The 13,364-nt window shown below is 69.5% G+C and carries 15 protein-coding genes; 9 read left to right on the top strand and 6 right to left on the bottom strand.

Annotated features, from left to right (window positions below):
* Positions 1–20 precede the first annotated feature (20 nt).
* The 5 genes from Acor_RS19265 to rocD all read left to right on the top strand — a co-directional run bounded on the left by Acor_RS19265 (position 21) and on the right by rocD (position 3,938).
* Positions 21–911 carry a helix-turn-helix domain-containing protein gene (locus Acor_RS19265; protein ID WP_246238790.1) on the top strand — a complete coding sequence of 297 codons (891 nt, stop codon included), beginning with the start codon at positions 21–23 and terminating at the stop codon, positions 909–911.
* Positions 912–1,003: 92 nt separating this feature from the next.
* Positions 1,004–1,237 carry a DUF397 domain-containing protein gene (locus tag Acor_RS19270; protein WP_155338072.1) on the top strand — a complete coding sequence of 78 codons (234 nt, stop codon included), beginning with the start codon at positions 1,004–1,006 and terminating at the stop codon, positions 1,235–1,237.
* 102 nt (positions 1,238–1,339) lie between these two features.
* Positions 1,340–1,783: an Lrp/AsnC family transcriptional regulator gene (locus Acor_RS19275; protein ID WP_218034370.1), complete on the top strand. Its 444-nt coding sequence runs from the start codon at positions 1,340–1,342 to the stop codon at positions 1,781–1,783.
* 194 nt (positions 1,784–1,977) lie between these two features.
* Entirely contained in the window at positions 1,978–2,751 is a 774-nt protein-coding gene (gene ddaH, locus Acor_RS19280; protein WP_155338154.1) for a dimethylargininase, read from the top strand.
* Positions 2,748–3,938: an ornithine--oxo-acid transaminase gene (rocD, locus tag Acor_RS19285; RefSeq protein ID WP_155338074.1), complete on the top strand. Its 1,191-nt coding sequence runs from the start codon at positions 2,748–2,750 to the stop codon at positions 3,936–3,938. The genes ddaH and rocD overlap by 4 nt, the downstream gene beginning before the upstream one ends.
* Here the strand turns inward: rocD and Acor_RS19290 are convergent.
* A complete protein-coding gene (locus tag Acor_RS19290) occupies positions 3,935–5,500 on the bottom strand; it encodes an alkaline phosphatase D family protein (RefSeq protein ID WP_155338075.1) in 1,566 nt (521 codons plus the stop codon). The two genes, rocD and Acor_RS19290, sit on opposite strands and share 4 nt — an antisense overlap.
* Positions 5,501–5,746: 246 nt before the next feature.
* Between Acor_RS19290 and Acor_RS19295 the strand changes: the two genes are divergently transcribed.
* Positions 5,747–7,027, top strand: coding sequence for a Glu/Leu/Phe/Val family dehydrogenase (locus tag Acor_RS19295; protein WP_155338076.1), 1,281 nt, complete (start codon positions 5,747–5,749; stop codon positions 7,025–7,027).
* On the opposite strand, the gene Acor_RS19300 is transcribed toward Acor_RS19295, so the two are convergent.
* Genes Acor_RS19300 through Acor_RS19310 form a run of 3 tightly spaced genes read right to left on the bottom strand, consistent with a single transcriptional unit; the run spans position 7,018 to position 9,326 of the window.
* A complete protein-coding gene (locus Acor_RS19300; protein ID WP_155338077.1) occupies positions 7,018–7,902 on the bottom strand; it encodes a Gfo/Idh/MocA family protein in 885 nt (294 codons plus the stop codon). The two genes, Acor_RS19295 and Acor_RS19300, sit on opposite strands and share 10 nt — an antisense overlap.
* A gap of 13 nt (positions 7,903–7,915) precedes the next feature.
* Complete coding sequence (locus Acor_RS19305; RefSeq protein WP_155338078.1) at positions 7,916–8,827, bottom strand: NAD-dependent epimerase/dehydratase family protein; 912 nt, start codon at positions 8,825–8,827, stop codon at positions 7,916–7,918.
* Positions 8,828–8,837: 10 nt separating this feature from the next.
* On the bottom strand, positions 8,838–9,326 hold the full coding sequence (locus Acor_RS19310) for an SRPBCC family protein (RefSeq protein ID WP_155338079.1): 489 nt from the start codon (positions 9,324–9,326) through the stop codon (positions 8,838–8,840).
* Positions 9,327–9,439: 113 nt separating this feature from the next.
* On the opposite strand from Acor_RS19310, the gene Acor_RS19315 reads away from it, so the two are divergent.
* Positions 9,440–10,138 carry a TetR/AcrR family transcriptional regulator gene (locus Acor_RS19315; protein ID WP_155338080.1) on the top strand — a complete coding sequence of 233 codons (699 nt, stop codon included), beginning with the start codon at positions 9,440–9,442 and terminating at the stop codon, positions 10,136–10,138.
* Here the strand turns inward: Acor_RS19315 and Acor_RS19320 are convergent.
* Positions 10,135–11,103 carry a cation diffusion facilitator family transporter gene (locus tag Acor_RS19320; protein ID WP_155338081.1) on the bottom strand — a complete coding sequence of 323 codons (969 nt, stop codon included), beginning with the start codon at positions 11,101–11,103 and terminating at the stop codon, positions 10,135–10,137. The genes Acor_RS19315 and Acor_RS19320 overlap by 4 nt on opposite strands.
* The gene (locus tag Acor_RS19325; RefSeq protein WP_155338082.1) at positions 11,096–11,500 is read right to left on the bottom strand and encodes an ArsR/SmtB family transcription factor; all 405 of its coding nucleotides are present in this window, start codon (positions 11,498–11,500) and stop codon (positions 11,096–11,098) included. The genes Acor_RS19320 and Acor_RS19325 overlap by 8 nt, the downstream gene beginning before the upstream one ends.
* Before the next feature lie 151 nt (positions 11,501–11,651).
* Between Acor_RS19325 and Acor_RS19330 the strand changes: the two genes are divergently transcribed.
* A complete protein-coding gene (locus tag Acor_RS19330; protein WP_155338083.1) occupies positions 11,652–12,818 on the top strand; it encodes a ZIP family transporter in 1,167 nt (388 codons plus the stop codon).
* 3 nt (positions 12,819–12,821) lie between these two features.
* Complete coding sequence (locus Acor_RS46320) at positions 12,822–13,250, top strand: DivIVA domain-containing protein (protein WP_422664818.1); 429 nt, start codon at positions 12,822–12,824, stop codon at positions 13,248–13,250.
* Positions 13,251–13,364: the final 114 nt, after the last annotated feature.

Raw genomic sequence — 13,364 nt, forward strand, 5'->3', positions numbered from 1 at the left:
TTGGAGTCGACGTGAACGCGGTGCCTGAAGCCGGTGAGGAACCTCGGGTCCTCCCGTACTCGCGTGGTGGTCCGACCGTCCTGCGCATCCTGCTGGGCGCGCAGCTGAGGCGGTTGCGGCGGGCGAAGGGGATCTCGCCCGACGACGCGGGGCACATCATCCGCGCCTCGCACGCGAAGATCAGCCGCCTTGAGCTGGGCCGGGTGAGTTTCAAGGAACGCGACGTCGCGGACCTGCTGACCATGTACGGCCTGACCGACCCCCAGGAGCGGGCCATCCTGCTCACCCTGGCCAGGGAGGCCAACACCCCCGGCTGGTGGCACAAGTACAGCGATCTGCTGCCCAACTGGTTCGAGGTCTACGTCGGCCTGGAAGAGGCCGCGGCCGTCATCCGGAGCTACGAGGTCCAGTTCGTGCACGGCCTGCTGCAGACGCCGGACTACGCCCGCGCGGTGATCAGGCTGGGCCACGAGGACTCCCCGGACGAGGAGATCGACCGCAGGGTCGCGCTCCGGGTGGCCCGGCAGAAGCGGCTGGAGGGCTCGGAGGCGGTCAAACTCTGGTCAGTCGTGGACGAGGCCGCGCTGCGCCGCCCGCTCGGCGGCAGAGAGGTGATGCGCGGACAGGTCGAGCACCTGCTGGAGATGACGCGTAACCCGAATGTGACTCTGCAGATCGTCGGGTTCGACCGGGGCGGCCACGCGGCCGCCGGCGGACCGTTCACGATCCTGCGGTTCGACGAGCGCGAGCTCCCCGACGTGGTCTACCTGGAGCAGCTCACCAGCGCCCTCTACCTGGAGAAACCCGAAGAGGTCGACCGCTACATGCAGGTCATGAACACCCTCTGCGTGGAGGCCAGGCCGGTCACGCAGACCGCCGCCTTCCTGGAGGATGTGCTCAGATCTCTTTAGCGTGCAATCGCAAGTGCAATCACAACTGCAAACACGGATGCACGTGCACGGCATAGTGTTGCTCTCCAGAACGAGGAAACCTGGAGGGCAGGATGGACCACGTCCCCAACGCGAACGACCTGAGCGGCACCACGTGGCGCAAGAGCACCCATAGCAATCCCAGCGGCAGTTGCGTGGAGATGGCCCGTCTCTCCACCGACGAGGTCGCCTTCCGCAACTCCCGGTTCGTCACCGGTCCCGCGCTCGTGTTCAGCAGCGCGGACGTCGCCACCTTCCTGCGGGCGGTCAAGTCGGGCGAGTTCGACGATCTGGTCTCCCGCTGGTGAATGGAACGTTCTGAGCGCCGTTTCCGGGAACGGCGCTCGGCGGACGCCCCCGGTGACCCACCTAGTGCCGGAGACGGCAGGGGAGGGCGGTATACAGGGGGCGTGAAGTTGGACGAGTTGGATCGGGCCATCATCGGGGCCCTGGTCGAGGATGCCCGATCTACCTACGCCGAGATCGGCGGGCAGGTCGGGCTGTCCGCCCCGGCGGTGAAACGACGGGTCGACCGGCTGGTGCAGACGGGGGCGATCACCGGGTTCACCGCCCAGGTCGAACCGGCCGCCCTCGGCTGGACCACCGAGGCGTATGTGGAACTGTTCTGCCAGGGGAAGACCTCGCCGAGCGCCATCGCGATCGCGGTGGCCCGCCTGCCGGAGGTCGTCGCGGCCTGCACGGTCACCGGCGAGGCCGACGCGCTGCTGCACATCAGGGCCACCGACGTGCGCCACGTCGAGCAGGTCATCGAGCGCATCGCCGCCGAGCCTTTCGTGGTGCGGACCAAGAGCTCGATCGTGCTGACCCGCCTGATCACGTCAAGGCCCGCGTAACGGATCGCCGGTCCGGCCCCGGAAAACGCAATCGATCACCGCAGAGGCGCAATGTCGCCGCATTGGCGGGAAGTCGCGCTATTTCTACCCTGAAGAGAGCAACCCCGCCCTCTTTGTGGAGAAATTTCGTGATTCCTGCTCACACGACCGCGGCTGTAGTCAGCCACCGGGTCGCCACGACGCGGCACTTTCTGATGTGCCGTCCCGAGTTCTTCGGAGTCACGTACAAGATCAACCCGTGGATGGATCCCAGCAAGGGGGCCAGCGCGGCGACAGCCGTACGGCAATGGGAGGCGCTGAAGAGCGCCTACCAGTCGCTGGGGCACAAGGTCAGCGAGATCGACCCGATCGACGGGCTGCCGGACATGGTGTTCGCGGCCAACGGCGGGCTGGTCGTGGACGGCCGGATGTACGGGGCGCGGTTCGCGTTCCCTGAGCGGGCCGCCGAGGGCCCGGCCTACCTGGAGTGGTTCGAGCAGCGCGGGTATCCGGTCAGGGAGGCGGCGTTCATCAACGAGGGCGAGGGCGACTTCCTCACCCTGGACGAGGTGATCCTGGCGGGCACCGGGTTCCGCACCGACATGGCCGCGCACCTGGAGGCGCAGGAGTTCCTGGGCCGGCCGGTGATCACGCTGCGGCTGGTGGATCCGCGTTTCTACCACCTGGACACCGCGCTGTTCGCGCTCGGCGACGGCAACGTGTCCTACTACCCGGGCGCTTTCTCCGACGACAGCCTGCGGGTGCTGCGGCGGCTCTTCCCTGACGCGGTGATCGCGGGCGAGGCGGACGCGCTGGTGCTCGGCCTCAACGCGGTGAGCGACGGCAAAAACATCGTCATCAACGCCGAGGCGACCGGGCTCCGCGACACCCTGACACGGCACGGTTATCAGGTCGTTCCCGTCGATCTGACCGAGCTGCGCAAGGCCGGCGGCGGGCCCAAGTGCTGCACTTTGGAGATCCGCCTGTGAACACCCGGGATTTCATCGAGCTCAGTGAGAGCCGCAGCGCGCACAACTACCACCCGCTCCCGGTCGTGATCGCCTCGGCCGAGGGCGCCTGGGTGGTGGACGTGGAGGGCAACCGGTATCTGGACTGCCTGGCCGGGTACTCCTCGCTCAATTTCGGCCACGGCAATCCGGAGATCCTGGCCGCCGCCCGCGCCCAGCTGGAGCGGGTCACGCTGACCAGCCGCGCCTTCCACCACGACCAGTTCGCCGCGTTCGCGGCCGGGCTGAGCGACCTGTGCGGCAAGGGCATGATCCTGCCGATGAACACCGGCGCGGAGGCGGTGGAGACCGCGATCAAGGTGGCCCGCAAGTGGGGCCACGAGGTCAAGGGCATCCGCGAGCCCAACATCATCGTGATGGAGGACAACTTCCACGGCCGCACCACCACGATCATCAGCTTCTCCACCGACCCGGACGCGCACGACGGCTTCGGCCCCTACACCCCCGGCTTCACGATCGTGAAGTACGGCTCCGCCGAGGCGATCAGGGACGCCATCGACGAGAACACGGTGGCCGTGCTGATCGAGCCGGTCCAGGGCGAGGCCGGCGTGCTGGTCCCGCCGGACGGCTACCTCACCCAGGTCCGCGAGATCTGCACCACGGCGGGGATCCTGATGATCGCCGACGAGATCCAGTCCGGCCTCGGGCGCACCGGCGACACCTTCGCCTGCGACCACGAGGGCGTCATTCCGGACATGTACCTCCTGGGCAAGGCGCTCGGCGGCGGCGTCGTGCCGGTCTCCGCGGTGGCGGCCGACGCGGACGTGCTCGGCGTGATCAAGCCGGGGCAGCACGGGTCGACGTTCGGCGGCAACCCGCTGGCCTGCGCGGTCGGCAGCGCGGTGATCGCGATCCTGCGGCGCGGCGAGTTCCAGGCGCGGGCCCGCGAGCTCGGCGCCGACCTGCACGACCGGCTGCGGGCGCTGCCCGGCGTGGTGGCCGTGCGCGGGCGCGGGCTGTGGGCGGGGGTCGACATCGATCCGTCGCTGGCCAGCGGGCGTCAGGTGTGCGAGGCGTTGATGCGCAAGGGCGTGCTCGCCAAGGACACGCACGGGTCGACGATCCGGCTGGCCCCGCCGCTGACGATCAGCGCCGACGACCTGTCCTGGATGATCGGCCAGCTGGGCGCGGTGCTCAGCGAGTTCTAACCGGGCCTCCCGGGGAGGGGGACCCGGGAGATCTCGGAGAGCTGGGGCGGATCGGAGATGGTCGGGCTGTACCAGCGGGCTTCTGGCACGCCGTCCGGGAAGGTGAGGGTGGCGAGCGCGTTGGAGAACCAGGGCCCGTTGGTGATCCGCCATTTGAAGGGCGGTTTGGGGAGTCTGGCGGTCCGGGCGAGCAGCCCGCCGAACAGGCTGGCCACGCCGAACTGGGCGATGATGTTGGCCAGGCGCAGGGTCCGGCTGAGCGGGTTCCTGATCGGCGAGCAGACCAGCTGGTAGACGGGGACGTCCTTGCCCTTGGCGACGTAGGAATAGTGCACGTCGCCGGAGAGCAGCAGCACGGTCGACCCGGATCCGGCCAGCAGGGTGCAGAGCCGTTCGAACGAACGCCGGAACGCGGCCCAGTGTTCGAGATCCACGGCCTGCCGGATCCGTTCCGACCAGCGCCCCCAGCGTCTGCCCCAGGCGCCGTCGGCGAGGGCTTCGTTCCAGGCTTCGACGTGGTGGATGCCGGCCGGGAGCAGGACGGGCACCGAGGACCCGACCAGCAGCAGCTCCTGGCCGCCGTTGACCTGCTCCTCCAGCCAGGCCCACTCGGAGGAGTCCAGCACCGAACGCTCCCCCGGCACGAGATGCCGGGCGCACCGGGTGTCCAGCATGATCAGGCGCGTTCCGCCGTAGTCGCGGGAGTAGCTCCACCGGCTGGTCGTGGGGTCGGCGTCGGCCCGCTCCGCGAACGCGTCCAGGATCTCGGCGCCGTCGGCCGCCTCGCGGATCTTCAGGTAGACCTCGTCGGCGGCCCGCTCGGCCGGGGTCAGATTGCCCAGATGCTGATAGACCCAGTACGCCCCGAGCCCCGCCATCACCCGCCGCTTCCACCACGGCACCCGCGCCATCTGCTCCCGCCACGGTTGCGAGGTGTTCCAGTCGTCCCGCAGGTCGTGATCGTCGAAGATCATCGCGGTCGGCACGGTGGACAGCAGCCACCGGATCTCCGGATCCGTCCAGGCCTGCCGGTACAGCTCCGCGTACTCCTCGAAGTCCGCGATCTCGTCCACGGGCTCGGAACCGCCCCGCCGTTCCCGGATAAATTCGATCATTTCCGCCGACGGCTCGTCCGCGTACACCTGATCGCCCAGCATCAGCAGCAGATCCGGCAGGCCGTCGTCGACCGTGAGCGTGTGCCCGTACGCCCGGAGCGTGTCCACGCCGTGGCTGATCAGATGCGCCGCGTCATGCGGCACGCTCGTCCGGCACGACCCGAACACCACCGTCTCCAGCCGCGCCACCGGCCGGATCACACTCCGCTCCATCCCCTCCTGCGGCCACACCTCGGCCCCGTCCACCTCCACCTGGTACGGCACCGCCTCCCGGACCGGCACATCGACCAGCGCGTAGTGATGCCCGTGCACCGTGAAGGTCCGCTCGGACACCCGCTCCTCCCCCGCCACGACGCTGACCGTGCAGGGATCACTGGTCTCAACCCAGACGGTCGCCGTCGACCCGTCCACATGCCGCAGCAGCGGCCCGATCACAAGGTGTGCCACCCCCAAGGAATACCGCAGCCACGTCACGGCCCGCACCATCGCCCCGACACGCTCCAAAGCGGTGAACCCGCCTGCCCATTCCGCCGATACGGCATATTCCCCCGGGCCGTGGGGCCAGGATTGGATCACAGTAGAGGCGTCGCCCGGGGATCGGTGCCGGTGGGAACGTTCCGTCAACGACGACGGGGCGTGCCGGAGTCGTTCCCGGGGGGCGCACCGACACTAGATGGAGGAGCACTCTCCGACATGACCATCACGGACTTCCCGACAACGACGTCGGGAATTCGGGGCGGGGTCGCGGGTCAACAGGCGTTGGACGCGGCCCAGTTCCAGCTCGCCGAGGCAGTCCGCTTCCTCGGGCTCGATGACGGCCTGCATCGCATGCTGGCCACTCCGCGCAGATCCCTCACCGTCTCCGTTCCGGTCCGGCGTGAGGACGGGCGGATGGAAGTGGTGCAGGGATACCGCGTCCAGCACAATCTCTCGCGCGGGCCGGCTAAGGGCGGGATTCGCTTCCATCCGGACACCGATCTGGCCGAGGTGACCGCGCTCGCCATGTGGATGACGTGGAAGTGCGCGCTCGTCGGCATTCCGTACGGGGGCGCGAAAGGCGGTGTCGCCGTGAACCCGGACCAGCTCACCGTACGGGAGCTGGAGCGGGTCACCCGGCGCTACGCCAACGAGATACAGCCGCTGATCGGCCCGGAGAAGGACATTCCGGCGCCGGATGTCGGCACCGACGAGCAGACCATGGCGTGGATCATGGATACGTACAGCGTGAACGCGGGTTACTCCGTGCCGGGGGTCGTCACCGGCAAGCCGACCCTGCTCGGCGGTTCGCTCGGGCGCGCGGGCGCGACCTCGCGCGGGGTGCAGATCGTGGCGTCGGCCGCGCTGGGCGATCCCGCCGGGCGCACGGTCGCGGTGCAGGGGTTCGGGAAGGTCGGGGCGCTGGCGGCGCAGTACCTGGCGGACGCCGGGTGCCGGGTGGTGGCGGTGTCCGACGCGTCGGCGGCGATCTGCGCCGAGCGGCTGGACGTCGCGGACGTGCGGGCGTGGGCGGCCGAGCACGGCGGCCTGCTCGGCTATCCGCGGGCGGACGCGATCTCGCATGACGAGCTCATCGAGATGGATGTGGACGTGCTGGTTCCTGCCGCCCTGGAAGGGGCGCTGACCGGGGCGAACGCGCGTCGGGTGCGGGCCCGGCTGATCGTGGAGGGGGCGAACGGGCCGACCAGCCCGGAGGCCGACCTGATCCTGGCCGATCAGGGCACCACGATCGTGCCGGACATTCTGGCCAACGCCGGCGGCGTCATCGTGTCGTATCTCGAATGGGTGCAGAACACCCAGGCGTATTCGTGGAGCGCGGACGAGGTCGAGGTGAAGTTGCGGGACCTGATGGAGGGCGCTTTCCGCGAGGTGCGGACGCTCTCCGCCGACCGGGGAATCAGCCTGCGGCAGGCGGCGCACGCGATCGGGGTGGGCAGGGTGGCGGAAGCCCACCGGCTGCGCGGCCTCTATCCCTGATTGACGATCTGCTCGCAGAGCAGGTGAGTTTCCAGAGCATCGCCGGCATCGAGCAGCCGGCCCGCGCCGACCGCGTCCAGGAAGGCGAGGCAGGCCTGCTCGATGCCGCGTTGCCGGGGGACGGGCGTCCAGTCCGGCCGCCGGACCAGGGTCTCCCCCGGCGTGAAGTCGACGACGTCGCCGAGGTTGACCACCCGGCGTTTGACTCCGCCGCCCATGGTCTCGCAGGTCTCCTCGGCGGCGCCGCTGACCCTGCTCATGATCCCCAGGGCGGTGAAGCCGTCGCCGTCCAGTTCGAGCACGACGTGTTCCAGTAGCCCGTCCGCCACCCGGGTCCTGATCCGGGTGGCGGTGACCTCGCCGGGGGCCAGGAAGCGGAGGGTGTCGACGACGTGCACGAAGTCGTCGAAGATCGCCGTACGGGGGTCCTCGGCCAGGCCGGACCGGTTCTTCTGCATGATCACCAGGTCGCGCGGGAGTCCGGCCAGGGCGGTGTAGCCGGGGGCGTGCCGGCGGTTGAAGCCCACCATCAGCGACAGCTCGCGGGTCCTGGCCAGCTGGACCAGCTTCTCCGCGTCGGTGAAGTGGTAGGCGAGCGGTTTGTCGACGAAGACGTGCACGCCCGCTTCCAGGAGCCGGGTGACGATCTCCACGTGGGCGGCGGTGGCCGCGTGCACGAAGGCCGCGTCGATTCCGGCGGCGATCAGATCCGCCACCCGGGTGAACCGGTCCTGGATCCGGTATGCCGCGCCGAGTCGCCGGAGCTGTTCCGGGTTCCGCGTGCAGAGGCGCAGGTCCAGTCCGGGGATGGCGGCGAGCACCGGCAGGTACGCCTTCGTGGCGATGTCGCCGAGCCCGATGATTCCGAGTCGCATCCCCCGACCCTACTCACGATCGAAGGGACGCTTTGAGAGCTTCGTCCAGCGGGGTGGGGGACATCCCGAAGGTCTCCTGGAAGGCGGAGGAGTCCAGCAGGAACGGCCGGTCGAACTGGTAGCGAGTCTCGCGCATCTCCCGCATGAACGGCTGGACCAAGCCCATCGCCTTGATCACCCAGTACGGCACCTCCATGATCCGGGGAGCCCGCGCCCCGGCCAGGGCGGCGGTGCGCTCGGCGATCGCGCGGGAGCTGATCGCGGGCAGGGTCGGCACGTGCCACGGCCGCCCATAGGCCCGCTCGTCCGAGCCCGCGATCGCCAGCGCCCGCGCCACATCGGGCAGGTACGTCCACGCGTGCGGGATATCGGGGTCGCTGAGCACGGTGACCCGCTTGCCCGCCCCCGCCGGAATGATCACGTACGGCGACAGGAACCCCTGATTCGTCGATCCCGGCCCGAAGTAGTCCGAACCCCGGATTTCGGTGGTCCGCACCCGCCCGGCCTCGTGCGCGGCCAGCGCCTGCCGCCACATCTCGGCCCTGACCTTGGCCTTGGTCCCGGTCGAGGCCAGCGGCAGGTCCTCGGTCATCGGGCCGTCCACCGGGCCGTAGCTGTACAGGTTGCCGAGGATGACGTAGCCGGCCCCGGTGGATTCCGCGGTGCGGAGCATGGCGTCCGCCATCGGCGGCCAGTCGGTCGGCCAGCGGTGGTACTGCGGGTTCACGCAGTTGTAGAGGACGTCGGCGCCCTTGGCGGCGCGGGAGAGCGCCCCGAAGTCGGCGGCGTCGGCGGCGATCTTGGTGACGGGTTCGGCTCCGGAGCCCGAGCGGGTGATCTGGACGACCTCGTGGCCTTGGTCGTGGAGGAGCTGTGCGAGCTGCCGGCCGACCTGACCGGCACCGATGACGACGTGCTTGCCCATGATGTGTCTCCTACTTCTCGACTTCCGCCTTCAGGGCGGCTAGGTAGCGGTCGTGGCCTTGGCGGAGCTTGTCCGGTCCGTACAGGACGGAGGCGAACAGGCCGGCCAGGGATTCGGACATGGTGACGCGGGTGTGGCCGCCGTCGAGCGGTTCGAGCAGGTGGCGGTCGACGGCGCGGTAGCCGAAGACGACGCCGCTCCAGGTGAGCTCGCGGCCCGGATCGACCACGGCGAACCGTGAGGTGATCTTCAAGCTGCCGATCCGCCAGCGGAAGGATTCCCCGGGGGCCATGGCGCCCAGTTCCAGGACCTGGTGCTCGGGGTACCAGGCCGACCATCCGCGCAGGTCGCTCAGGACTTTCCAGACCTGGGTGACCGGCGCGTCCACCACGACGGTGGAGGAGGAGGTCACGGGGGCCCGCTCGTCGATCCGGCCCTTCATCGCGTAGCCGGTGTGGAGGTCTTCGAGGGCCGGCCCCCGGTACAACAGTGCGCTCATCGCCAACTCCCTGGGATCATCGCTTCCTTCTGTGAGCAATGCTCTCTCATCAGAGCACCACTCGTCAAGAGCACTGCTCTCGATTTAACGCAGCGCTCTGATATGGTGCTCAGGTGAGCGCAAGCCGTACCGCACGGGAACGTGTCAGAGCCGAACTGGTCCGAGAGATCACCGATATCGCCCGGAGGCATCTGGCCAGCGACGGGGCGAGTGGGTTGTCGCTGCGCGCGATCGCCCGCGAGATGGGCATGGTCTCCTCCGCCATTCACCGATATTTCGCGACGAAGGATGACCTGCTTACGGCGCTGATCGTGGACGGGTACAACGCCTCGGGCGCGGCCGTCGAAGCCGCCGACGCCGCCTGCTCGCCCGCCGATTTCACCGGCCGCTGGCTCGCGGTCAGCCACGCGCTCCGCGACTGGGCGCTCGCCCAGCCGCACGAATACGCCCTGATCCACGGCTCCCCCGTCCCCGGCTACCGCGCCCCCCAGGACACGATCGCCCCAGCAGCCCGGACCACCATCGTCTACGGCCGCATCATCGCCGAAGCCCACAGCGCCGGCCGCCTCACGCCGCCGGACATCGGCCTCACGGTCCCCGCCATCCTCAGCACGGACGCCCAGGCCGTCCGCTCCGTGATGCCCGGCGTCTCCGACGACGTGGTCGCCCGCGCCATCACCGCCTGGACCGGCCTGTACGGAATGATCAACTTTGAACTCTTCGGCCAGTTCCACAACGTGATCAACCACAGAGCCGAGTTCTTCGACCACAACTCGCGCATCCTGGGCCGCCTCCTGGGCCTCCCCGGCTAGTCACGCTCCGCCGTGGTCCGGTGCGAAGGGCCGTGCGGGTCTGCGCAGTGGGCCGTGGTCGCGCCGATGGTCAGGAGTTCGCCGGGGGCGTGGTCGACCTGGAGGGTGGTGTGCTCGATGCCGTACTGGTCGTGCACGAGCTGTTCGGCGAGGACGCGGACCGCGTGGCAGTCGGCGCCGGGTTCGACCAGGATGTGGGCCGACATGGCGGCGTAGCCGGAGGTGACCTCCCAGATGTGCAGGTCGTGCACCTCCACGACGCGCTCCAGCGCCGCGGTCCTGGTGCCGATCTCGGTGGGGTTCATGCCGACGGGAGCGGCTTCCATGAAGACCCGGCCCGCGTCGCGGACCAGGCCCCAGCCGGCTTTGAGCATGAGCGCGGCCACCACGAGGGCGGCGATGGCGTCGGCGCGCCCCCACCCGGTCAGCCACACCACAGCTCCGGCGACGGTGGTGGCGATGAAGGCGAACAGGTCGTTGAGGATGTGCTGGTAGGCGCCCTCGACGTTGAGGCTGGCCCGGTTGGCGCGGGACATCAGCCAGGTGGCCGCCAGGTTCACCGCGATCCCGGCCAGTCCGGTCACGACCACGTAGAGCCCCTCCACCTGCGGGGGCTCCACCAGCCTGCGGACGCCTTCGACGATGAAGTACACGCTCAGCAGCAGCAGCGTGATGCCGTTGATCTGGGCGGAGATGATCTCGGCACGCTTGAGGCCGTAGGTGAAACCGCCCTGCGGGGGGCGCGCCGAGATGCGCATCGCGATCAGTGCGAAGACGATCGCGATGGCGTCGGTGAGCATGTGCCCGGCGTCGGAGATCAGCGCTAGGGACTGCGCGGCGAACCCGACGACGACCTCGGCCGCCATGAACCCGACGATCAGCGCGAGCGCGCCCTTCAGGTAGCGGCGGTCGGCCTCCTGGGTGACCCCGTGACCGCGCCCATGGCCGTGCCCGTGGTCAGACATCGTTTCGCTCCTCGTCATGGCCGATGTGCGTGATCGCAAGATCGAACAGCATCCTGACGTGCGAGTCGGCCAGCTGGTAGTAGGCCATCCGCCCGGACCTGCGGACCTTCACCACCCGGTGGGTCCGCAGCAGGCGCAACGCGTGCGAGGCCGCCGACATGCTCTGCCCCGTGGCCGCGGCCAGGTCGCAGACGCACATCTCGCCGCCCTCCAGCAACGCCGCCATCAGGCGCAACCGGCCGGGATCGGCCAGCAGCGAGAAAACGTCGGCGAGATCCTGCACGACCTCCTCGGACGGCAGCGCCCGCCGGACGGACTTCACCCGCTCCGCGTCCACCACCGGCGTCGGGCAGGCATCAGGGGACAGCGCCACTACAACACTTGAATCATTGTTCATACGTCGAGTCTGAGGGCGCCGCCGAGCCCTGTCAACAACTCCCATTCGCAGACTTGAACACTTGCTCATACGTGTAAACGTTTGGTAAGTGGATATCTACTCTCCGTAATGAACGCAGGTAGAGGCCTGTCCTGTCTAGAGGAAGTGCACGATGACCTTCGATGGACGATCTCCTGATGTGGCGGTCTGGCTGGCCGTCGCCCTGATCACCCTGTCCACCCTGGTCGGAGCCTGGCTGGCCCGGCGCAAATCCCGGCAGGTCACCGCCTTGCTGGCGGTCGCCTCCGCGCTGATGCTGGTCACCGCGTTGATCGACATGCTCCCTGACGCCTGGGAGGGGGCCGCCGAGAACGGCCTGCCGGTGTGGATGCTCGGCCTGGCCATCCTGTTCGGCTTCCTGGTGATCACCTATTTCACCCGGCGGGGCTGCGGGCACGACCACGAGAGCGGCAGACCGGCCGGTGGCGTGCACCTGCCCGGCGCGCATCGCCGCGTCAGGGAGATGCTGAGCGCCGCCGTCTTCGGCGGCATGGGTACGGCTGCCGCCCTCTCCATGCACCGCGCGGTCGAGGGCGCGACCCTGGCGTTGACGGCGTCCGCGGTCGTGGTGCTCGCCCTCGTCGTCCACTCGACCAGTGAGGGGCTCGCGTTGACCGCCCTGCTCGACATGGCGAAACGGCGGCTGGCGCCGTGGCTGACGGTGTCCTGTGTCGCCCCGGCGGTGGGCGTCGTGATCGCCACGATCAGCCCGATCCCGCCGCAGGTGGAGCCGATTCTGATCGGGGTGGTGGCCGGAGTGCTGCTCCGTACCGCCGTGGTGGGCCTGAAGCTGGCGGCCAGCAGGCAGGAGGACGGGCGGCTGCCCCGGCGGCACCTGCTCAGCGCGGCCGGGCTCGCCGCGACCCTGGCCGTGGTCATCGCCGCCATGCACCTGATGCCCGAGGACCAGACGCAGGCGTCCCTCGACCGGGCGATGGCCACCATGCCCACACCGTCTCTCAGGCCGCCTCTCGCACCGTCTCCCGCGCCGCCGAGCTCCTCTCTCCCGCAGTTCGCGCCCCGGGACAGGGAGCATCTGCGCGCGGCCCTGACGGTGGGCCAGCTGAGCCTGGCCCAGGTGCTGGCCAGCACAGACAAGCTGACGCGCGGGACCTACATCGGGTGGCTCCTGCGGGGCCTGCCCGGCTACCGCCCGGCCGACGTCCGGCGTCTGCTGGCGGCCCGGAACATCAGCCCCACCGGCGCGGTGGGCGATCTCACCCCACGCCAGCGCGCCTACCTGCTGGAAGCCGTCTCCTCCGCCCGAAAGGCACGGTGAACCATGGACCACCCGAACCTCTGCGACAAGGTGATGACAGCGGAGACCGTCCGCGCCAAGGTCTTCGCCACCGCCCGGCTGCGCCCGGGCTACGACCTCGCCGACGTGGACGTCTTCCTGAGCGAGGTGGAGACCAGCCTGCGCTGGCTCCACCAGGAGAACGCGCGACTGGCCGCCCTGGCGAACAACAGCGGCGGGCTGTCCCCCCGGACGGCTGCCCTGATGATCACACACGCCCAGGAGGAGGCCGCCGCGATCATCACCCAGGCCGAGACACGGGCGCGGGACCTCGTCGAGGAGGCGCGGGAGACCGCGCGGCACGCCGCCGAAATCCTCGGCGAGGCCCACGCCGCAGGCACCCGCGAACGCCGGCAGCTCGAAGAGCGTCTCGCCCAGCTCCAGAGCCTCATCGGCCGGCTGTCCGACGGTTAGTGCGGTGGCCAATGGTGTTCACCGGCTCGGGGCTCCGCGATCGCCGAGATCGGGGAGCCACTTCGACCCGGCGAAGGTTCGTGGTCACCGCGTAGCGAGAAATCAGCGCTGGCG

This window comes from Acrocarpospora corrugata (assembly GCF_009687845.1).
GTDB classification, from domain to species: Bacteria; Actinomycetota; Actinomycetes; order Streptosporangiales; family Streptosporangiaceae; genus Acrocarpospora; species Acrocarpospora corrugata.